General features: G+C 40.5%; 18 protein-coding genes. 8 read left to right on the top strand and 10 right to left on the bottom strand.

The window, feature by feature from the left end; all coding sequences use genetic code 11:
* The first annotated feature begins 69 nt into the window (after nt 1-69).
* Nucleotides 70-288, top strand: a complete 219-nt coding sequence (locus FNZ24_RS02575) for a hypothetical protein (protein WP_153912846.1) — start codon at nt 70-72, stop codon at nt 286-288.
* Between the two features lie 95 nt (nt 289-383).
* Here FNZ24_RS02575 and FNZ24_RS02570 read toward each other — a convergent pair whose 3' ends face one another.
* Nucleotides 384-629 carry a TM2 domain-containing protein gene (locus FNZ24_RS02570; RefSeq protein ID WP_153912845.1) on the bottom strand — a complete coding sequence of 82 codons (246 nt, stop codon included), beginning with the start codon at nt 627-629 and terminating at the stop codon, nt 384-386.
* A gap of 15 nt (nt 630-644) precedes the next feature.
* Nucleotides 645-947 (bottom strand): NINE protein, encoded by a 303-nt coding sequence (locus FNZ24_RS02565; protein ID WP_194944980.1) that lies wholly within the window; start codon nt 945-947, stop codon nt 645-647.
* Nucleotides 948-1229: 282 nt separating this feature from the next.
* Here FNZ24_RS02565 and FNZ24_RS02560 point away from each other — a divergent pair, with 282 nt between their 5' ends.
* A complete protein-coding gene (locus tag FNZ24_RS02560) occupies nt 1230-2564 on the top strand; it encodes a metal-dependent hydrolase family protein (RefSeq protein ID WP_416384805.1) in 1335 nt (444 codons plus the stop codon).
* Nucleotides 2565-2698: 134 nt separating this feature from the next.
* Here the strand turns inward: FNZ24_RS02560 and FNZ24_RS02555 are convergent, their stop codons facing one another.
* Both FNZ24_RS02555 and FNZ24_RS02550 read right to left on the bottom strand, forming a co-directional pair.
* Nucleotides 2699-4033 (bottom strand): sensor histidine kinase, encoded by a 1335-nt coding sequence (locus FNZ24_RS02555; protein ID WP_153912843.1) that lies wholly within the window; start codon nt 4031-4033, stop codon nt 2699-2701.
* Nucleotides 4033-4710: a response regulator transcription factor gene (locus FNZ24_RS02550; RefSeq protein ID WP_228768352.1), complete on the bottom strand. Its 678-nt coding sequence runs from the start codon at nt 4708-4710 to the stop codon at nt 4033-4035. The genes FNZ24_RS02555 and FNZ24_RS02550 overlap by 1 nt, the downstream gene beginning before the upstream one ends.
* Before the next feature lie 127 nt (nt 4711-4837).
* Here FNZ24_RS02550 and FNZ24_RS02545 point away from each other — a divergent pair, with 127 nt between their 5' ends.
* From FNZ24_RS02545 to FNZ24_RS02535, 3 genes are read left to right on the top strand one after another with little or no spacing between them, the layout of a single operon-like run.
* Entirely contained in the window at nt 4838-5989 is a 1152-nt protein-coding gene (locus FNZ24_RS02545; RefSeq protein ID WP_153912841.1) for a glycosyltransferase family 2 protein, read from the top strand.
* On the top strand, nt 5986-7518 hold the full coding sequence (locus FNZ24_RS02540; protein ID WP_153912840.1) for a phospholipid carrier-dependent glycosyltransferase: 1533 nt from the start codon (nt 5986-5988) through the stop codon (nt 7516-7518). The genes FNZ24_RS02545 and FNZ24_RS02540 overlap by 4 nt, the downstream gene beginning before the upstream one ends.
* Nucleotides 7518-8018 (top strand): GtrA family protein, encoded by a 501-nt coding sequence (locus FNZ24_RS02535; RefSeq protein WP_153912839.1) that lies wholly within the window; start codon nt 7518-7520, stop codon nt 8016-8018. The genes FNZ24_RS02540 and FNZ24_RS02535 overlap by 1 nt, the downstream gene beginning before the upstream one ends.
* 234 nt (nt 8019-8252) lie before the next feature.
* Here FNZ24_RS02535 and FNZ24_RS02530 read toward each other — a convergent pair whose 3' ends face one another.
* The 6 genes from FNZ24_RS02530 to FNZ24_RS02505 all read right to left on the bottom strand — a co-directional run bounded on the left by FNZ24_RS02530 (nt 8253) and on the right by FNZ24_RS02505 (nt 18408).
* On the bottom strand, nt 8253-10478 hold the full coding sequence (locus tag FNZ24_RS02530) for a cation:dicarboxylate symporter family transporter (RefSeq protein ID WP_153912838.1): 2226 nt from the start codon (nt 10476-10478) through the stop codon (nt 8253-8255).
* A gap of 62 nt (nt 10479-10540) precedes the next feature.
* A complete protein-coding gene (gene bshA / locus FNZ24_RS02525) occupies nt 10541-11698 on the bottom strand; it encodes an N-acetyl-alpha-D-glucosaminyl L-malate synthase BshA (protein ID WP_228768351.1) in 1158 nt (385 codons plus the stop codon).
* A gap of 383 nt (nt 11699-12081) precedes the next feature.
* Nucleotides 12082-14250 (bottom strand): cation:dicarboxylate symporter family transporter, encoded by a 2169-nt coding sequence (locus FNZ24_RS02520; protein WP_153912837.1) that lies wholly within the window; start codon nt 14248-14250, stop codon nt 12082-12084.
* Between the two features lie 337 nt (nt 14251-14587).
* Nucleotides 14588-15520 (bottom strand): dihydroorotate oxidase, encoded by a 933-nt coding sequence (locus FNZ24_RS02515; protein WP_153912836.1) that lies wholly within the window; start codon nt 15518-15520, stop codon nt 14588-14590.
* Between the two features lie 247 nt (nt 15521-15767).
* Nucleotides 15768-16499, bottom strand: a complete 732-nt coding sequence (locus FNZ24_RS02510) for an oxidative stress defense protein (protein WP_153912835.1) — start codon at nt 16497-16499, stop codon at nt 15768-15770.
* A gap of 253 nt (nt 16500-16752) precedes the next feature.
* On the bottom strand, nt 16753-18408 hold the full coding sequence (locus FNZ24_RS02505; protein WP_153912834.1) for an amidohydrolase: 1656 nt from the start codon (nt 18406-18408) through the stop codon (nt 16753-16755).
* A gap of 301 nt (nt 18409-18709) precedes the next feature.
* Here FNZ24_RS02505 and FNZ24_RS02500 point away from each other — a divergent pair, with 301 nt between their 5' ends.
* The 3 genes from FNZ24_RS02500 (at nt 18710) to FNZ24_RS02490 (ending at nt 22183) form a co-directional block, all read left to right on the top strand.
* The gene (locus FNZ24_RS02500) at nt 18710-19567 is read left to right on the top strand and encodes a GGDEF domain-containing protein (RefSeq protein ID WP_153912833.1); all 858 of its coding nucleotides are present in this window, start codon (nt 18710-18712) and stop codon (nt 19565-19567) included.
* Nucleotides 19568-19691: 124 nt separating this feature from the next.
* Nucleotides 19692-20102, top strand: coding sequence for a TetR/AcrR family transcriptional regulator (locus FNZ24_RS02495; RefSeq protein WP_153912832.1), 411 nt, complete (start codon nt 19692-19694; stop codon nt 20100-20102).
* A gap of 338 nt (nt 20103-20440) precedes the next feature.
* On the top strand, nt 20441-22183 hold the full coding sequence (locus tag FNZ24_RS02490; RefSeq protein ID WP_153912831.1) for a pepsin-like aspartic protease: 1743 nt from the start codon (nt 20441-20443) through the stop codon (nt 22181-22183).
* Nucleotides 22184-22188 lie beyond the last annotated feature (5 nt).

The raw sequence follows: 22188 nt of genomic DNA, 5'->3' as shown, positions 1-22188 counted from the left end.
CTGCAGATGCACCGATAAACCAACTGATTTATCGGTGCATCTGCAGGGTTAAGTGGTCATGAATTTCAAATGGCTGATATTGATCAAACTTATTATGATTCAAGCAGCTGTTACGTTTACGGCGGTCAAACAGGTTTGATGTTTGATTTTGGTAATGCGTTTACTTCAGAAATAGGATTTCGCTATTTAAAGCACAATTTTACTTCTTCAGATCAAAGTATCGATGCAATTTCTTTATCTGTTAATGATGCAGAGCAAGTGTATTGGGGAGTGGACTTTATTTTTTAAACTGGCTGAGTGTTATTATTTTACTTTGCTTAAGATACATAAAAGGCCGCCAAAATCACTAGGCAGCCTTATTATATATGCGATTAAAACTGCAATTATGATGCTTTAATTGCGTTGCCTTCAGAATCTTTAAAGCTTCCAACTGCAATCATAATGAAATCAATAAGTGTCCAGATACCTAAACCACCTAATGTTAGTAACATTAAGATACCAGTACCAATTTTACCTGTGTAAAAACGATGAACACCTAATGAACCTAAAAAGAAACATAACAGTAAAGTTGGTACAAACCCTTTTTCGCTGATTTGAACCGGTGCTTCAGCAGTTTGAACTTCTGACATAAATAAATCCCTTAATTATATTTTTTGTCCTGGATAGGTAATTAATTTACCTTGTCCGTCTCTGTAGCTTCCAACGAGAAGCATAAATGTCACCACAACAGTGTGAATGACATCAATTAGAATAAGACCAACACCTAGCATGGTGAGTGTCGTGTCATCAAATTGTATTAGCGTAAGCCCAACTATCGCTAGCGACAGATCAAAAAAGCCGTGGAGTACCCTTCCACAATAGAAGTGATGGATACCAAGTATCCCGAATATTCCCGATAAGATGACAGCTGTAGCGTAGTTTTTTTCTGATTTGACCGACTCTGACACTTTCGTCCTCCTTGATGAAAATCTTAAACCCTTTATATAGCAAAGGCTTAGCTGAATCAATTGCAAATGTTAAATCGGTTGTAAAAATGCGCTTCAGAACATAAATATATTTAACTTTGGCCGCCAGAAAGTAACGAACGATATGGTATGGAGTTGCTGGTGTGACTTATGTAACCCCCTTTGTTTGAGTGGTTATTTCGGGCTGGGGATGTTGCGTTATTGTAACCGCGCAAAAAGTTAGGCATGTTATGAGCTAGGGACATCAGAATAAAAAGGAAGCTCATGCGCACTCAATCGGTATTATCCAAAATTAAATTCGCCTTAGTGATGACATTATCAGCTACATGCACCTTGACATCATTGGCTGCAAATAGCGCTGATTATAAGGTTATTCATGCGGGGGAGTTGTTATCTGATGCTAGTGAACAACCGCTAAAGCAGTATTCCTTGGTGATTAAAGACGATCAAATATTTGAGGTTAAAAAAGGCTATTTAACTTTATCCAAGGATAAAATTCTATCGAGTGACAGCCTTGAATATATTGATTTAAAAGACAGCTTCGTGATGGCTGGATTGATGGATATGCATGTGCATTTGCAAGGTGAAATTGGCCCTAAAAATGACAGTGAGTCATTGCGAATGTCTGATGCAGATGTTGCGATGAGAAGTGCTTACTTTGCCAATAAAACCTTAATGGCTGGTTTTACCACGGTTCGAGATTTAGGCGCCAAGCCTGAGCAAATTTATGCACTGCGTGATGCTATAGCAAAAGGGTGGTTGAGCGGGCCTCGAATTATAGCTTCTGGCGGTGTCTCGGTAACCGGAGGACATGGCGATGTGGATGGCAAGAGTCCAGACTTGCTCGATATGCTGACCTCAAAAACCATTTGTGATGGGCCTTATGATTGCCGCCGAGCCACTCGTCGAGCGATAAAATACGGTGCTGATGTGATTAAGATAACTTCAACTGGTGGGGTTTTGTCTGATACTAATACTGGCACTGGTCAGCAAATGGCTAATGATGAATTGAAAGAAGTCATCGATGCCGCCCATGCGTTAGGCAGAAAAGTTGCCAGCCATGCCCATGCCGCTGAAGGGATAAATGCAGCACTAAGGGCTGGAGTCGATAGTATTGAGCATGGTAGCTACGCCAATAAAGAGTCAATTAAGTTATTTAAAAAGTCTGGCGCTTATTTAGTTCCGACTTTATTGGCTGGTGATACTGTCGTGCAAATGGCGAACTCGAAAGGCAACTTTATGTCTGATGCGATTAAAGCGAAAGCGATTCGTGTGGGTAACGACATGCAAAATAACTTCGGCAATGCCTACAAACAAGGAGTTAACATCGCATTTGGTACAGATAGCGGAGTGTCGCGTCATGGTGACAATGCCAAAGAGGCCGTGTTGATGCATCAAGCGGGGATGTCGAATAAGGATATACTTATTTCTGCCACTATCAATGGCGCGGACTTATTGGGTATGTCTTCTAGCCTTGGCACGCTTGAGCAAGGGAAGCAAGCTGATGTGATCGCAATGAAAACCAGCCCGTTAGAGCAAATAGATGCATTACTTGATGTGCAATTTGTAATGAAGTCAGGCGATATTCATAAAAGGTAAGCAGTTTACGGCAATCAATTTCACCATATATTCCAAAAAGCTGACTTAACCTTAAGTCAGCTTTTTATTTGCTTAAGCGCTAACTAAAGCGTTAACTGAAGCGGTCAAATTAGACGGGCTTACTGATCTGGTAATCATACCGTTAGTTTAGGTAGGCTGAGTGTCGCTACACAGCCTTTTGGCTGGTTAGCTTTAAGGCTAAACTGCCAATTATAACGTTGGCATAAGGTCTCGATAATAACCAACCCAAGACCATGACCGACTAATTCACTTGCTTGATTTCCTTTTTCACTGTCCGATAAACCTTGGCCGTTATCTTCAATCATAATTTGATGCTCAAAAATACTCAGCTTAATCCAGCTCGCTTCACCTTCTGCTAAATCTTCACAACTGGCATTAATGGCATTGTTGAGCAAGTTGGTGAGTAACATCTTAATCACGGCAGAATTAGGCTGGACAATAGGTGCATCATGCCAATCGATAATGACTTCAATGCCTTGCTGTTGAGCTTGACTGATAGTCGTTTCGAGAACGTGTTTAATTTCTTGTTCAGCTAGCAATCTTGGCGGATTAGCATTGGCAGATTTTTCTTGTTTAACAATATTGAGTAAAGCTTCAACTGTGTTTTGCATGTCCTGTGCAGCACGAGTGATTCGCTCTCGTTGGCGCAATTGAAAGTCTGCATCTGGTTTTTGCGCCAATAATTTAGCCGAGCCTAAAACGATACTCAAAGGAGTCCGCAGTTCGTGACTCGCATAACGTGCAAACGCTTGCTCTTGCTTCATTAAGGTTTCATTTTGTTGGCGATAGTTATTGAGACTGTCAGTTAAAATACCAAACTCTTTGGCAGCGCTATGACTGACAGTGAACTCCTTGGGAGGCTTATTTTGCCCAAGTTGCATACTCAGTTGGTTAATCGGTGCGATTAAACGCCTAAAGAGTTTAAATATTGCGAAACTAAATAGCAGTATTAAGCCAATGGTAAACACGATAATAAAGGTACTGATCCCATTCCACTGATCACGGTTTAATTCAATATTTTCAGCAGGCATGGTGATATATAACTGCGTCATTCGGCCATTTAATACAAATTCAGACCGATATAAAAATAGCTCATTAACGTCCTCATTAATCTCGCCGTTGAAACCTAATGGGTAATTTTGTAATTGACCATATTTGCTCGGGATAAAATGAGTACTGTGAAAGGCGGTAATATTGGGTGGCAAGACTAAAGGTTCTGGCGTGCCTTTACGAAATTGTTTGATAACATAGGGTGCGCTGTCTCTGAGGTTATTTAAACTGACCTCATCTTCAACCCATTGCAGCATAAAGATCATCATTAAATAAATTAATCCAGATGCCATCACCCCAATTAATACAAAGTAAAGTGTGAGCCTGCCAACAAAAGAGTGGGTTGAGCTATTACTGGTGGTTGCATGTGATGTTTGCTTTGTCATGTCAACGCTCACTAAGATGCTCCTTGTTCAAGACGAAGGCCTATTTTAGGTACGGTGACCAACATAGGTTGCTCAAAAGGCTTATCAAGCTGATTACGAAGCTGGTATACATGGCTGCGCAAAATATCTTGCCCTGGTGGATGCTGGCCCCAAAGTTCTTCAATAAGTTGTTCGCGCGTTACCACATTCGGTGCATTTTTAATGAGTAATAACAGTATCTGATAAGTGGTTGGAGTGAGAGGCAGTATCAAGCCACGGCGCTTCACTTGATGACGGGCAACATCTAACTCAAGCTCACCGAAACGCAATGTTGCTTGTGCAACCCTACCACGGTGACGTTTTATCAAAGCCTTAATGCGAACATCAAGTTCGTCTAAATCAAAAGGTTTACCTAAATAATCATCAGCGCCACTATCAAAGCCAGTCATTAAGTCAGCTTTGTTATCTAAAGCAGTGAGCATTATTACTGGGGTTGTGCAGCCCTGTTTTCTTAAAGCTCGGCACAAACTTAACCCATCCATTTTAGGGAGCATTAAATCGAGAATGATGGCGTCGAAATCTTCTGCAAGAGCCAGTGATAAACCAAGTTCGCCATTGACCGCAAAATCGAGTTCGGCATCTTGAGCTTCGAAAAAATCGCCCAAAATCCCCGCAACATCATGATTGTCTTCAATGATCAGTAATTTCATTCTCGATAGGCTCCGCATTTTTATCTTGCTTATTGTGGCAGCATTTTTGTCGAAAAAATGTCAATGACATTTCTTACACTCGCGTTAATTCAAGATGTTGGCATATTTTATTCTCTAGGAATAGTCCATGCGCCACACAAGTCATCTTAATAAAAAATCTGAAGTGTGTTTGTCGATCATTATCCCTATGTTTAATGAATCGCAAAGTTTAGATGTGTTAATGCAGCGCCTAAACGGAGTGCTATCTACCATGACAGAACACTGTGAACTCGTGTTCGTTGATGATGGCAGTACAGATAATACCTGGGCGTTATTGCAGCAGTTAAGCTTAAGTCATGGTGAGCATCAATGTATTAAGTTAAGCCGTAATTTTGGTAAAGAGGCGGCGATGTCAGCTGGGCTTGCCCAAGCAAGAGGTCTGGCGGTGATTTTATTAGATGCAGACTTACAGGACCCGCCTGAGTTAATCCCGCAAATGTTAGCAGCGTGGCGAAATGGATTTGAAGTGGTCAATATGCGCCGTAAAAAACGCTTGGGTGAAACCTGGTTTAAGCGTTTTTCAGCAGGGTGTTTTTATCGATTGATGAATTGGATGTCTGATTCCCCTGTACCAGAAAATGTTGGTGACTTTAGGTTATTGAGTCGTCAGGTGGTCGATCATATCAATGCCATGCCTGAGCGAAACCGCTTTATGAAAGGCATTTTAAGTTGGCCTGGATTTAGTCAAACCACAATCGAGTTTGATCGCGACCCTCGCTGCGTAGGTGAGACCAAATGGAACTATGGCAAGTTAGTGGGTTTAGCGATGGATGGGATCACGTCATTTAGCTTTAAACCTTTACGTTTAGCAACTTGGTTTGGTATCAGTATTGGATTGAGCTCTTTGGTCTATGGCGCTTGGATTGTTATTAAGACCTTGGTATTCGGTGAAGTGGTTGCAGGTTATGCCTCAATGATGGCGGTGCAATTGTTCTTGGCTGGAATTCAGTTACTTGCATTGGGATTGATTGGCGAATACCTAGGACGTGTATTTATGGAAGTAAAACAACGTCCAGTGTTTATTGTTGACGAGGTCTGTCATCAACAAAGTTTACCGAATAAGGTGGTGAGTTTTCAGCAAGCTTCAAGCAATGAGTCATCGAGAGTTCGTGCTAGACCGCAATTTAATTATCAGGCTAATCAAGTCATGGAACAGGCTATTTTACTCAATCGACAGAATCAGTTTGTGCAACCTAAAAGCTTTAACCAATATCAGTTCAACTTGGAAAACGTAAAATGAAGACTCAGTTCTCTGCTCTACAATATTACCCCCATATTGCAGTGCTACTTGTATCAGCACTATTGATTCGCTTGCTGTCACTAGCCTTATATCCATTGATGGACACCACAGAAGCACGTTATGGCGAAATGGCGAGACTGATGTCCGAAACAGGTAATTGGCTTACACCACAATTTGATTATGGAGTTCCTTTTTGGGGCAAGCCGCCTTTGCAAAACTGGTTAAGTGCCAGCTTCATAGAGCTGTTTGCCAATAATGAATTCTTTTTAAGATTGCCACACTTTCTGGTGGGCTTAGTCGTGCTAGCGTTAGTGGTTAAGCTGGCAAAAAAATTCGCCATAAATGGCTTAACAGTTGCGACAGTTTTAACGACCACCACGGTCTTTTACGTGTGTATGGGAACTGTCATGACCGATATGGGGTTATTACTGGGATTAACCTTAGCATTAGTGGGTTTCTACTTGGCTTGGCAAGGAGCCTATTTCTGGGGTTATGCAGGGTTTGTAGGTCTTGCCATTGGCTTAATGGCTAAGGGTCCCGTCGCTGTGGCGATATTTGGTATTGCGACATATCTATGGATGGTATGGGTTGTTGGACCTATCAAGATGTGGTCGCAATTGTGGCAACGAGTTCCTCTTGTATCAGGTTTACTTTTATTGCTTGCGTTAACCTTGCCTTGGTATGTGATGGCAGAACAAGCGACCCCTGGTTTTATCCAATATTTTATTGTTGGCGAGCATTGGTCTCGTTTTGTAGACAGTGGTTGGAAAGGGGATTTATATGGCACTGCACACGATGAAGTCCGTGGCACTATTTGGATTTACTTTGCTGTCGCGTGCGTCCCTTGGTCGCTATTTATCCCTCGTGGTTTGTACCGCATTTATCATAAAGTTAACTCGATACAGACTGACCATTTATATAAGTCTTCTTTAAAGCATGGCAATCGCAACCAAGTGGAGCAAGAGACTAATGAACAAGAGGTTAATGGACAAGAGGCTATAGAACAAAAGACTATTGAACAAAAGACTAGGGGCTTTGATGATTTTACTAAATTCTTACTGTGCTGGATGACCGCGCCACTTATTTTATTCACTTTTGCCGGCAACATTTTACCTGCTTATGTATTACCGGCATCTCCAGCCTTAGCTTTACTTATTGCGTATGCATGGCGAAATTCACCAATTCATCGTTTTATGATGATAGCAACGTGTATTCCAGTGTTGTTAGTTATCGCATTAGTGGTGCTTAATTCCGGGGTCAGTAAAGATAAAAGTGATAAATGGTTATTGAGCCAAAGAATATATGATTTACCTGTTTATTATTGGCTAAAACAGCCTTTTTCTTCAAGATATTACAGCGAAGGAAAAGCACTGGTTGTGAATGACGAACTGCAACTGAATCAGTTAAACCAAAGTCAGTATTACGTCGTGCTCAGTAAGCGTCAGTTAACTGAACAAGGCCAATTCGGAGAATGTCTTCTTGAGTCAGAAACCAGCAAAAAAGTGTTGATGCTTTGTGGTGAAGACTAATGCAACCGATGGAATTGCCGACTCAAGTTTATAAGCCTAATCAGCCATGGCATATCGTTGGGCAGCTTAATACTTTCAGCCGTTTTATAATGATAGGTGGTCTGAGCTTTGTGGTGGATTTAAGCGTGTTTTTAAGTTTATTAAATCTTGCCCTGTGGGATGCGCTGCTAGCGCGAGTGACAGCCTTTACTGTCGGGTTGAGTTTAACTTGGTTAGGTCATCGAAAGTTTACTTTTAGGCACCGAAAGCAGCGGCGTGCTAAAGCGCAAATGATATGGGTGTTTTTGGTTGCAGTTGTCGCTGGAATGGCTAATTTGATGGGGTTTCAGCTAATGAGAAACTGGTTGCATACCGTTTTTAATTTTGATGCCGAAGTTTTATCAACATTAGTCATCACATCAGCACCTGAAGTGCTAAGTGTATCGTTTGGGGTGCTTGTTGGGCTAGTTGTTAATTGGATTGGCTCGAATTATCTAACTTTTAAAACACAGTATCAGTGAGGATTATATGGCTTATATTCAATATCATAGTTACTTACAGCAACTGATTTTCAATTCGGCATTAGTTCAATATTATTCAAAAGTGAAAACTAATTGAATTCACAGCGTTGTTCATAGTGTTGCTCACAGCGTTGTTCATAGTGTTACTCATAGCGGCGTTGCTAAAGTATTGCTCATAGCGTTAAAGCATAAAACCTTACTGATTGAGCAAGGTTTTATGCATATTTTTGAGGCTTACTCTACCCAGTGTAAAACATCCTTAATGACAGACCATCTTGGTTGCTTAGGTTGGGCGTTCTCTCCCAAAATCCAATAGCTATACAGGGTATCAACATAACCTGATGACTGTTGAATCGACAGCCAACTATTTAAGAAGGTATGCAGTGAAGTATTTCCTTTTGCAACGGCATAGGAGGCTGGAAAGGATTTAATCTCTTCTCGGTTATATAAGGTCGTATATTCAGGGTAAAGAATCGTCCAGGTTTGACCCGCTTCAAGGCTAATAAGCAGACCGTCCCAAGTTTTTCCATCATCCTCAAAGAAGGCTTTATCGGAGTCAATCGTAGTAAATTCGATATTATCAAACTTCTCTTTTAGGTAAGGAATAATAGAGTAATTGCCCACAGAGGCGACTCGAATTTTTTCTGCTTGATGGATTAACTCATCAGATTTAAATTCATCTGCTCGGTAGTCTTTTACCACAAAGGAATAATGCAGGTTAAGCACGGGGTTGGTAAAATCAACTAAGCCAATTCGAGTTGTCGTCATTTGCAAACCTGAAATAGTAATATCAAATAAGCCATTGTTAATCGACTCAAGTGCATTTCCACTATTGTAAGGTATGAAGGCAATTTTTAACCCAAGCTCAGCGGCTAGTTTCTTCATTAATTCGACATCAAAGCCAACGAGTTCATGTTCGGCATTAAAAAATGAGAAAGGCACTTGTACAGGGTTATAGCCGACACGCAACAAGCCGCTTTGCTTAATTTTCTCAATGCTTCTAGGGCCGTTAACATCAAGCTCTTCAGACCAATTATAGGTGATGACTTCTTCTGGGACTTCTGCAGCAGAACTCATTTGCGCCACAACTTCATCCATGTTGTATTCGGTGTCCACTATGCTACTCAGCACCCAACTTGTGGCGAGTAATGTCACTCCAAACACAACCGGCGTAATCGCGCTACATAGAATCAGTCGTTTCATACTGACTTTAGCAATCCCCGCAAGCATTGCGGTACCACCAATGGCGAGAATAAAGATATTCATAGCGGCTAAAAGTGAAGTAAAGCGGCTGGTGAACAGGCTAGAAACCATATACAGCTGAAATAAGTCAGACGATAACTCAAGCGAATCTAATAGCATGGGAATGGTTAAATATACGCTGCCAAATAGACTAATTAATCCGTTGACTGACATGGGGAAATAACTAATGAAATCCAATTCTTTTCCTGAAAACCAAGCAGCAAATAGCACGAAAACAATCGTGAGTAATTTACCTAAGTTTGGAAAACTGAATACCACGGGAATAATGATATTGGCGTAATCGTCTGTTTGTGAATCACCAATTTTGTATTTGTGGAACAGCTCTTTAGTGCGTTGGATCAGTAGCGGTAAGATAATGAAAATATTACCTGCAGCAAAAGCAGTAATCATGGCATCTTTGGCAATCCCAGTAATGTCACGGTACGAGAAAGGCGTAATAACCATAATAATCGCTGGTAGCACCCAATAAGTCAGAATAATGGTCATGACAACGTGGGCAATAAAGTAAACCTGCAGTTTTTGAAATTCATCAAAATCCATGGTGCCAGCTGTGGCTGCGGTCATCGCAAAAATGCCGATAGGCATTAGCATGACAATACTTTGGGTGACCTTGTTAAAAGACTCACCGAGTAATTGCAGCGGGCGCATTAATGATTCTTTGTCATTAATTGAAATCAGGGCGATCCCGGTTGCGACACAAAACAGAACAATAGCTGGAATGTAACTATTTGATAAAGAAAAGAATGGGTTAGATGGGATATATAAATCGAGGAGATTCACAGAGTTAGGATCTTGTAATGCTGTTAAACTGAAAAACTCGCCAGCTTGCCAATCAGGAAAAGTGTACTTGATAAGGTACATACTCAGTAAGCCAAATAGCCAAATCACCAGCATCAATTTACCCACTTTAACGCCGAGAGACTTTGCTTGCTCTAAGGTTAAACTGCCTAAACTCGAAATAAGCGACACGATGATATAAGGGATGATGGTCATTTGTAGAAGCTTGATAAATGCATCACCAATAACCGACATCCAGGCGAGCATTTCGCCAAAAAATAACCCTGCAATGATACCGCCTGCAAACGACAACAACACCCAACTAGACATACTGAGCTTTTTCTTTTTCGGCGCTTCTTGAGCAGGCTCTGAAGGTGATGCTTGAGTGTTTTTTTCTGTCCCTGGGGTGGCAGTTGCCATATTAATCCTTTTATATTCTTATACTGTTTTTGCTTATTAAGCTTAGCTAAATAAGTTTTGAGCTAACAAGCTGTAGCGCTGTGACCATGGATAGCAAGTGTTTGATGATAGCAATCAACATACTGACTAATCTTTGTCTCAGTGTTGAAGTGATTCATAGCACGCTCTCTACCAGCTTGGCCCAGTTGATGTTGATAATGGCTATCGGCAAAAATCTTATTAATCGCCAAAGCCATATTGGCAGCATCTTCTGGCGGGAACATAAAGCCAGTTGTGCCTTCATCAACGACTTCTGGAATGCCATCTACATTGCTACTCACCGTCGGAACGCCACAAGCCATTGCTTCTAGAATTACCATGCAAAATGACTCTCGATAACTGGGTTGGATTAAACAATCAGCATTTGCGATGAAACGTTCGACATTCTTAACCGAGCCTGTAAACGTTACCTTATCGAGAATATTAAGTTGCTGGCACTGGCTTCTAATTTTGTCGATATCAGGGCCACTGCCAACTAAAACTAGCTTGGCTTTAGTATCACTACTTAGCTGACTAAAGGCGTTTACAACAGTTTGAGTGTTTTTTAGCGCTCTGAAATTAGAGACGTGCATTAAGATTTTTTCGTCATCGGCAGCAAGAGTTTGGCGTAATGCGCTATCGACTAATTTGGGCGTGAAGTCATCAGTATCGATAAAGTTATGAACCACATTAATTGGTTGGTTCACCTCAAACTCTTGTTGGATATATTGTCGCTGAAAATGAGAGACGGTTGTGATCAGCGTGCTTTGATTCATGCTAAAAGTATTGAGACGTTTAATCGCATCGTCTTGTCCAACAATGGTGACATCTGTGCCGTGAATAGTCGTAATGATCGGGAAAGAATAATTGCAGATGTTACTGGCTAAAAATGCACAAAGAGAATGAGGGATTGAATAGTGCGCATGCACTAAATCTAATTTGGCTTGTTCAACGACCTCTACAATTTTTGCCGTTAACGAATAGGTATGTAATGGCCCTTCAAATAATGGGTAGTTCACTTCATCAACTTGGTGAAAGAAGACGTTTTCGTGGTCATTTAATAACTTGAATGGTCGTTTATGGGCAATAAAATGCACTTCATGGCCTAATCTCGCTAGTCCAATGCCTAATTGAGTTGCCACTAACCCTGAACCACCAATGCTTGGGTGGCAAACTATCCCTACACGTAACTTATTCATCATTCGTAACTAGTATCCTTACTAATTTGAGTGCTAAACATAAGCAGTTATTGCTGTACTTAAGTTAATTGCTGTACTTAAGTTAATTGCTGTACTTGAGCTAATATTTGATGAGCTTAACTAGTTATTTTTAGGTTAACTTTATGAATTTTGCAATCTTTTGCTTTCTATCAATTAGTCTAATTTTAAAATCAGAATAATAAAAATAGGCGAGATCTGCCAAAAACCATAATCTTGTACTGTAAACGGGCTTTATGACAATTTATGGTGTGGTAATAAACGGGAATATAAGGCATAAAAAATTAGCCAGAAAAAAACCTAATAAAATTGATTTTATTAGGCTTTTTAAATCGGTGGGCTATCAAGTCATGAATGGCTAAATACGACTAATCAACCCAATGAAGAACGTCTCGAATGATTGACCAGCGAGGTTGAGGTGTGGTGGCGCCTTTACCCAGCATCCAATAGTCATAAAACTCTTGTTGATGACCATCGACTTTGCGCAGCTTCTGCCAGTTATTGATGTAGTTCAGTAGTGACTGATTTGATTGAGCAACGGCGTAAGCCACAGGGTAACGATTTTTTCCTTCGAGTATGGCAATGCCATAACCTGGGAAGAATAGGGTCCAAGCGGACCCCGCTTCGGCGCTGATGACAACCGCGTCATATTTATCTTTCTTCTGTCTAAAGAAGTCTTTGTAACCTTCAATTTTGACAAATTTAATGTGAGGTAATTGTTGCTTAGCTTCTTTGATTTTGTCGTCATGCTCAACGTAAGCTACGGTGACATTTTCCATTGCCATCACTGACTCATTACTCTTAAAGCTATTGACGCGGTGATCCTTTGTCGCAATGGCAATATTAAGTTCAAGCACAGGATCACTATAACTTAGGCGATCCATTTGTTTGATATCCATTGAAAGCCCAGACATGGCCACATCAAAAAATCCTGCTTGCAGTGACACAGCGAGCTTATCTTTATGAAAGGGAATGAACTCTATCTCGACACCTAAGTCTTCAGCCAGTTTTGTGGCCATTGCAGAATCAAACCCAACCAATTGACCTGCATTGTTATAGTAACTAAATGGGACATTACTTGGGATATAGCCTACTTTCAGTATTCCACGTTTACGAATACTTTGTACGTCAGCAATAGGTTGATTCGGCGTTTTACCGACTTCAGGAAATTGACGGATCACCTTAGTCGGGACTTTATCTGCCACTTTCATATTGGCAATCACGCCGCTGGTTATTTCTGGGCTGGTAATAAACACTCCCATCCCAATGCGACAGACTAAAATGGTCGCCACTGTGCTGACGAGCAAGCCGCCTGACATTTTAATCAGCTGCGGTGCACGCAGTTTTAGGCTTCCTTGGAACAAACAGACCGTGAGCAAGGTGAGGGCGAATAAGTTCATCACCGCAGCAATTGAATTAAACTTACCCGTAATAAACCCTGACATCACAAATAGCTGGAATAAATCAGAAGGTAAATGCACTAAGTCGAGCATAAATGGAATGGCAACGTAAACACTGCCGAACAAAGACAGCAGCCCACTGACAGATAACGAAGGAATCGCACTAAGATCGACAGGCGTGCCATTAAACCAACCAGCAAAATAGACAAACAGAATGACGGTTAACTTGCCAATGTTAGGGAAGGTAAAGGCGATTGGAACTAAGATTTCGATTAGGGTTAGGCCATCTTCACTGAGGTTATTATGCTCGCGCATAATTTGCTTACACTCTTCGATAATCACAGGAATAACGATAAAAATGTTACCCGTAGCGAAAGCGGTAACTAAGCTTGCTTTGGTAATGCTAACGGTTTGTGCATAAGTAATAGGGGTTAATGAGCACACTATCCAAGGCAAAATGACAAAGGTGAGTAATAAACACAGTACAAAGTAACTGATTAAATAAACCTGCATACTGGCAAATTCATCGACACCCATGGTGCCCGCTGCTGCCGCAGACATGGCGAAAATACCAATAGGTAATACTTTGACTAAACCTTGAGTGATACGAGAAAACGTTTCAGTAATAGTGTGCATAAAAGACAGCACTTGGGTTTTGTTGTCGCCTTCCATCCCAATTAACGCCAAGCCCATTGCAATACTAAATACCACCATCGCAGGGACGTAGCCTGCTGCCATAGACTCAAATGGATTTGAGGGGATATAGAGTTTGAAATAATTAATGGGCTCTACCGGCTCAATAATACTGGTACTAAAAAACGATGCTGATTCTACAAAAGGGAAGGAAAGGGGCATTAAAGCTGTTAGCACTAGACCCACAAGCCATAGCATTAACATGATCAATCCAGCACGACTGAATATTAATATCGCAGTGCTTTTTTGCAGTTTACCAATACCGCCAATGAGCGAGACCACAATATAAGGCAATACGGTCATCTGCATCAATAAGATAACGCCATTACCTATCGTGCTCAGCCATCCAACTGATTCACCAAAAAATATTCCCACAGCAAAGCCAACAAACATGGCTATTAACATTTGGGTTGAACTGGTCATCGCAAGTAATTTTTTAAACACGTGTCGTATCCATTTATTATGTTATGCCTGCGGCGTTTGAGTCTTAAGGCTCATTAAGCGCTGTATTTATTGCATGGTAGGTTACTGAAAGTTTACCAACTATCAGGTTTTAAGTGGTGAAGCTGTTAATTTAAATCAATATTAACAGTCTTATTAAAGATTAGTCAGGCTTTAACGAATAAATTTTAGCGAAAAATTAGCTTAGGCAATGCTAATAAATTGGCGAGGAATTGGGGAGTGTTGGTGGTAGCTATTGGCTCTAACTTTAGTTATGGCAATAAAAATAGCCAGAACAAATGAACTGGCTATTAGTTGTAAATTGATTTGCTAAAGGTGGTTATAGCGGCTTTAGTTTGCCTTTTGCGTCAGCTATACATTGATAGTTTTTAGTTTGCATAAACTCAGCAAGCTCTGTTTCAATGCGCTCAAAACAGCTTTCACCTTCTTTTTCAAAACAGGTCGCAATTTGCACCGCATCTGCGCCCGCGAGTAAATATTCAAATGCATCTATACCGGTTTTAATGCCGCCAACACCAATGATTTGCACATCATCATCCAGTAACTCACGAAATGCCCGAACATTAGCAAGACCAATCGGCTTTATGTAGTCGCCACATAGACCACCAAACCCGCCTTTAGGCTTGATAATAGGTTGTTCTGTATGAGGATCAATCACCAAAGTATTTCCAATAGAGTTAATGCAAGTGATGAATTTTACTGGGTATTTTTTGATGACATTTGCCGCAGCCACAAAGTGTGACATGTCAAAATAGGGCGCCAGCTTTATCCCAATAGGTTTATTGCCTAATGCAGTGATGGCCGCAAGTGCTTTATCTGTTTGCTCAAAGTCGTAAGCCACTTGAGCTTTGCCGGGAATGTTAGGACATGAAAAGTTAACCTCAATTAGGTCAACATCACTGTTTTGAAATGCACTGACCATTTCAATATTGTCTTCAACACTGAAACCTGAAACGCTGACAATGACTGGCTTACCTAACGCTTTTAATTGCGGGATCATTTCTAAATAGGCTTTGTAACCTAAGTTAGGTAACCCCATAGATTGGATAGAACCTAAAGGTAAGTTTTGATATCTAGGTTCAGGGTTTCCTTCCCGAGGTTCAATAGTACAAGATTTTGTCACCACTGCAGCTGAAGCTGAATGAGCAATGGTTTGCAGTTCATCCCAAGTTGTACATTTAGGGCCAGAGGCATTCATCAAATAACTGTCTAGCTGTACTCCAGCAATTTGAGTGGATAAATCGATTTTCATGAAGCGTCCTCTTGACTGAATTAGTATGGATAAAACAATACGACCGCTTTGTGGTGATAAGAGCTTATAGAAAGATTCACCGCCAAATTGCGCCATAGTTTATTCAGCAAGACAATAGAGACTTTGATTAGAAACAAGAAAAAAGCAAAAGAGATAATAAAATTGTAATAGTGTTAACTAGAGCAAACAAACAAGATGGCCCGCTTGTGCTAGGCCACCCTTTTAGTTGTTTAGATGTGTTTATTGGCTACTTTAAACGATAAACAACTTCTACACGTTCTTGGACGCTAACTTCACCATATTGATAGCTTTCTGCAATATCATTTTGCATAGCACTCATGCGCATCATGACTGGTTGAACAGGGTGCTGAGTTAAATAGCGAATTTCCCACACACCTGCCAACTCACGTTCAAAACCTTGGGCTAAAGATTGGGCTTTTTGTTTGGCATCTTTTATTGCAGCTTGCCTTGCTTGCTCAACTGCTTTGGTTTCGTCAGATGATTTTAGGGCAATGTTTTGAACACGATTAATGCCTTCTTCCAAGGCGGAATCAAGAATGTCGTTCAGCTTTGTTAAGTCCTTAACACTCACTGTAATTTGTCTGCTCGCGCTGTAACCTGTTAACTCTTTCGGCTGGTTTGATGGATAATGATATTGAGGTTGAATGTGCAGGTTGGCACTTTGAATGTCCTGTTTGTTGACCCCAGCTTGATTTAAGCGCTTTATAAATTTGCTCACAGCTTGATCAACGGCAGTCTTAGCCTCTTTAGCATTATCTTTGCTTAAGCTAACTTGAACTGAGATTTCAGCCATGTCTGGCGCAATATTAACTTGGCTAGTGCCAACAGTTTCTAAGTGCGGGAAATCATAATTAGCAGCAATAGCACTATTAGCGGCAAAACCAATAAACAGTCCAGAGGCAATTAATGTATTTAAGATGGTTTTTTTTAGGGGGTTAGCTTTGTTTAATTGAGTCATAAATGCTCCAGCAATAACGGTAAATTGATTCGGTGTTATTGCTATAAACGTAAGCAAATTGGAAAAGGGTTATTTATTTCATCTTATATTTTAGTTTTTAAATAACAGATTCATGTAAGGACAAACAAGAGAGGGATGAGTCGACATAAGACTTAGCCTGTCGACTCATATAGGTAACTGTGTTGCCATCTTTTGGTTTTTGGCTGATTTAAAGGCTGATCAATAGCTGATTAAAGAGTCGCTAATGTTTAACTCAATAGACTCGTTGACCATTAACCCAAGTTTCACTGACCTTAGTTTTCCAAATATCTTCAGCAGGCATCGAAAAAATATCAGACTCGACTAAGATAAAGTCTGCTTTCATTCCAGGTACAAGTTGGCCAATCTCTTTGTCTTGGTGGGCAGCAAAAGCGGCATGGCTAGTAAAGCTGGCTAAAGCCTCGGTTAATGTCATGCTTTCTTTTCGGTACCAGCCATCAAGCGGCTGATTGTCATGATCTTGTCTGGTCACAGATGCATGCAAGCCATAAAACGGGTTTGGCGATTCAATAGGGAAGTCAGAACCCGCGGCAATTACCGCACCTGCATTGATCAATTTACGCCATGCATAAGCGCCTTCAATACGCGCGTTCCCAACTCTGTCTACTGCCATGTTTTTATCGCTAGTGGCATGGGTTGCCTGCATTGAAGCAATGACATTTAGCTCTGCAAATCGTGATATATCACTGAGCTGCAATACTTGTGCGTGTTCGATACGGTGGCGCAAATGACGGCTTTTGCTGGTGGCAATTAACGATTGATAATGGTCTAGCACCATCTGATTTGCATGATCGCCAATGGCATGGGTATTAACTTGAAAACCAGCTTCCATCGCTTTTTCAATCGTTTCGCCTAATGTTTTATTAGAATATAACAATAAGCCTTTGTGACCTTTTAAGTCGCTATAATCTTCTATTAAAGCTGCACCACGGCTACCTAATGCGCCATCGGCTGATATTTTTACGCTACTGACGCGCAACTTATCAGTATTGATACGATAAGGGCCAGCTGCCATGATTTCATCAAACTTTGGGTCTTCAGCATCTACCATAGCGTAAACACGAATTGGCATTTTACTGCGTAAATCTAACGCTTGATAAGCCGCAATCGTATCTGATTGGATCCCAGCATCATGAACGCTAGTTAAACCAAGTTGAGCTAAAGACGTTAGTGCCGTTTCTAATACTGCTTGTTGCTCATCAATAGAAAGCTTAGGGATGTTGCTGGTAATCAAGCTCATGGCATTATCAATAAAAACACCAGTAGGCTCGCCATTTGAATCCCGAATGATCTCGCCACCAGAAGGACTTTTTGAACTAGCATTAACGCCCGCTATTTTCATCGCTGCCGAGTTTGCCCAACCAGCATGACCATCAATACGCACTAGCCATACCGGAGTGTTAGGAAAAACCTTATCAAGTGAAGCTGCGGTAGGGAATTGCTTACTAGGCCATAAAACTTGGTTCCAACCTCTTCCCTGAACCCAATCAAGAGAGGATTGTTGTTGCCTAAATTTGTCGACCAAACTGACAGCGTGTTCCTCTGAATCGCTGTCACGTAATTGGGCGCGCATTAAGCTTAAACCGTAACTTAATACATGGCCGTGGGCATCAATGAGTCCAGGTAATAAAGTGCGGCCTTTACCATCGATATGATTAATATTGGCTTCGGTTTTATAGGGCAGATTATCTTGTTCAGTATAAATTTTTTCGATGGTATCGCCATTAAACTGCAAAGCTCGAAATTGAACTAGACGATTATCTTGAACAGTATAGCCGTGAATATTACTGATTAATTGGCTTTGACTCAGTGCAGGGAAACTCGCTAAACAAACACAAGTGATAAGCAGCTTTTGGTAGATATTTATCATGACTTTCATCGTTCCATGTTCTTATTGTTTTGTTTTTTTGGGCTTGAACAATATTTAATTTTTGTTGTTGATTTTATGTTAACTGGTTTTGAGCGGAAAAACGAGAGCGCTTATGAGTAAAGATTAATCCTGCGTTATAAACGATTTAGAGCCTTTGTTTGAGTTATTAAAAAGCAAATAATCATGTAACTGCTACACTAAAAATGATTAAAACACCTGTGTTGCTGAGGTGATATTCAAGTAAAAAACTGACAGACGTAAAATGACGATGCTTTGTTATTGAATGTATAGTGGAGAGCCAATGGATTTATCTGCATCAATATTAGTGCTCTTGGGGTTAGTAGGACTCAGCCTTTCTTTAAAACCTGCCTATCATATATGTGCTTATTCCCAATTTAGTAGTAAAGGCTGGCTGACATTAATGATGTTGATCGTATTATTCATTGTGAGCTATTTAAGTTACTTTTCTTTACTGCTAAACAGTCAGCAAGCGATTAACTTTATTCAACTCATTGTGTCGGGGATATTCTTCGCTGGGGGATGGTTTGTGTATTTGGTTACTCGCTTGAGTAAGCAAACTATCGCTAGTATGGATAGCCTACTGCAAGAGAAAAACCATCAAGCAAATCATGACATGCTGACAGGGCTACCAAATCGCCAGCAATATTATCGCCACATAGATAACACCATAGCTCAAAAGCCTGAGTCTTTTTATTGCCTAATGTTAGACATCAATAACTTTAAAATGATTAACGATACTTTCGGTCATTCTGAGGGCGATAGAGTTTTACAGATTGTGGCTGAACGGGTAGAAAGTGTATTGCCAAACGACGCGTTAGCTGCCCGTATTGGTGGTGATGAAATAGCAATTATTATACCTGATGCTGAAGAGCGTAATATTTCTAAAACTGCCAAAGACATAGAGCAAGCTTTGCTAGTCGATATACCTTGTTCAGGACATATGATTGTGATTGGTGCTAGCATTGGTATTGCACAATATCCTAAAGATGGCCAAGACAGAAAGTCATTAATGAAGAACGCTGATATCGCAATGTACCATGCCAAGCGTAATGAAATTACCCACCAATATTTTCAGCCTCACCTGACATCAAGTCAATTTTCTAATTATGTTTTAGAAATCGATCAATCTCGATTTTAACCATAAGACGTACTGACTCGTTTACAACTGAAAGTGGAATCAGCCTAGTGCTTTAAATTGGAGTCTATACAGATGTTAAATCAGCTATTATATAATGGCTTAAATAATCGTTATTGAGATAATTATGACCACTGAACAACGACTTCTAAAAGCTGCTAAAGATTTAATAAAAGAGCATGGCTTAATCAACTTCAATATGTCTGATGTGCCAAGAAAATGCGGTTTATCAAGGGCTTGTTGTTATCAAAACTTTAGAGATAAGAACGAGATATTGGCTGCATTATGTATTGATGAAATTCAGCACAATATTAACGTTATTCAAGAGCAACGCTTTGAAGATTTTTTAGGTACCTTTACGGTGGTATTAAGGCCGCTTGTTTTTAATCATCTAAAAAATAAAGACCGCTTAGCATTAGACCATGTTTTTGCCGAGTTTCTAGACTTGGTAAATGCGTTACCAGAGCAAGAAGAATTTAAATTTTTAAAGCGTGGCTTTGAGTTTGTCGATATGGAAAGAAAACAGAATCCAATTTAATACTGGTCTATGAATACACGGTTAAATTTTCGCTTGTTTATGCCTGCGAATACCGCCAATAAGCCTTACTGATAAGGCTTTTTTTATGCTTGAATGTTAACTCTCGGCAGTTTTCAGTTTATTTGGCTTCAGTTCATTTGGCTCGATAGATTTACAGTAGACTGGTAAAAATCAAAGATAAAAAATAACAGTTTACAGAACTATTTCGTGACAACTGTAACAATGTTAATTTAAAGTAAAAGGCATAACTTAATGAATTACATGCCGTAAATTTTAATATGGCTATAAATCTATCGATACAGCTGAAAATGTATCAATAGCAAGGAAGCAAAAGCTTAATGAGTGAGCAATGCAATAACGGCGCCCCCCTAGCCGAAGAAAAGGCAATATTAGAAGAGCAAGCGCTCAATCAACAAGCCGCTATTCAAGCATCTGAAGACGATCACCACCAACACCTATTAGGCCACTGTCATCACCATAATCAAATGCAGCAGCATCTTGAAGATGCTAAACAGAATCTAGCTTCTACAGTAAATTCTGCTCTTAAAGCTGAAGTTGCTCGTGCGACTGATACTGCTACAGATACTGCAATTGATACCGTTAGCTCTCAAACTCGCACAGTAAAATTACCTCTAGTTAATGTATTTGCCAAAGGCGGCTACTGTGTGCAAATGCACCTTGGAAGTGAAGGTCGTCCAGCAAATCTAATCGTTGATACTGGCAGCAGTACTTTAGTGGTTAAAAAGCAGGTCTATAGACCGCACGATGATCAGCTACTGCAACCTGGCCCATTTGCTCAGCAAGTGATTTATGGTGCAGGCGGTTGGGATGGACCATTAGTGCATACCAAGGTGAGTGTCAGCCAAGATGGGCTTAAACATGATTTGTTAGCGCAAGATTCACTAGATAAAAATACGACAACCCATGTGCCGCATCTTAACCTCGCTCATGAGCCACTTGATTTAGAAGGCTGCCCTGTAGCAATTGTACCTTCGTTAGAACATCAAAAAACCTTTGCCGATGCCGATGGAATATTGGGTCTTGCTTATTATGGCTTGAACAAAAGTTATGATTTATCTGCCTATATTGAAGAGCATAAAATCAATCCCGCATCGACATTTCCATGGCCATTTTCTGAGCCTAACTCAGTGTGTCCTGCGCATAGTGATCATGAGACTAAGAGTAGTGATGAGTCTGACGAGCAAGATAGCTTTAGCGGCGAAGATTTAAAACGCTTTCGAAAGTTTCTTAAAAAGCAGCCGCAACAGACCGTCGTACCGTACTTTACGCGCTTAAAAAATAATGGTTTAACAGATAACCGTTTTGCTTTTCATTCAAAGCGATCAAGTATTCATATTGCTAAAGATGACTTTACCCAAGAGCAAATAGCAGCCGATCCACTTAACAAAGGCTGGCTTATTTTAGGCGGCGGTAAAGAGCATACCGAGTTGTATCAGGGAAAGTTTAAAACCATTGATGTTATTCATAATCGCTATTACAACGTCAAATTGTATTCCATGACTGTCGGCGACCAAGCGTCTGTCGCTGCCCCAGCATTGCAAGAAAAATACATTCCTTCCCATAAAAGTAACGCCATTATTGATACTGGGGTGTCAGGGATTTTACTAACCAACTTATTGTACGAAGCTATGTTGCAAGGCTTTGGTAATGTGTCAGAACAGTTTGTGGAGTTAGTCACCCCGTTTAAAGATATCCGCTTGCAAGAAGAGGGGATTGATATGACTGAGCTATTTAAAGGCCGTGATATGACGGGGCATCACCCCAATGATTTGAGCCATTGGCCGACACTGCACTTCACTTTTGATGGTGAAATCACCAATGAATGTCCTGACAAAGAAAATGAAGTGATTGATAAAGCGATAACTATCAGTTGTAAGCCTGAACATTATTGGCAGCTTAATTGTCCAAAACCAGGCAAGGCTTGTTTTAAAGTACTTGGACAGATTGATGGTTGGCCAAACCAGTGTTTATTAGGTTTACCATTACTCAATGATTATTATGTGGTATTTGATCGCTCTGCCCATGAAACGGGTGTGATTCGATTTGCAGAGCAAAGTTAGCACTG

It is taken from the genome of Shewanella sp. TC10 (assembly GCF_009663145.1).
In the GTDB taxonomy this organism is placed as follows: domain Bacteria; phylum Pseudomonadota; class Gammaproteobacteria; order Enterobacterales; family Shewanellaceae; genus Shewanella.
Note: the sequence above shows the minus strand (reverse complement) of the source record. Positions and strands in the feature narration are given on the sequence as shown.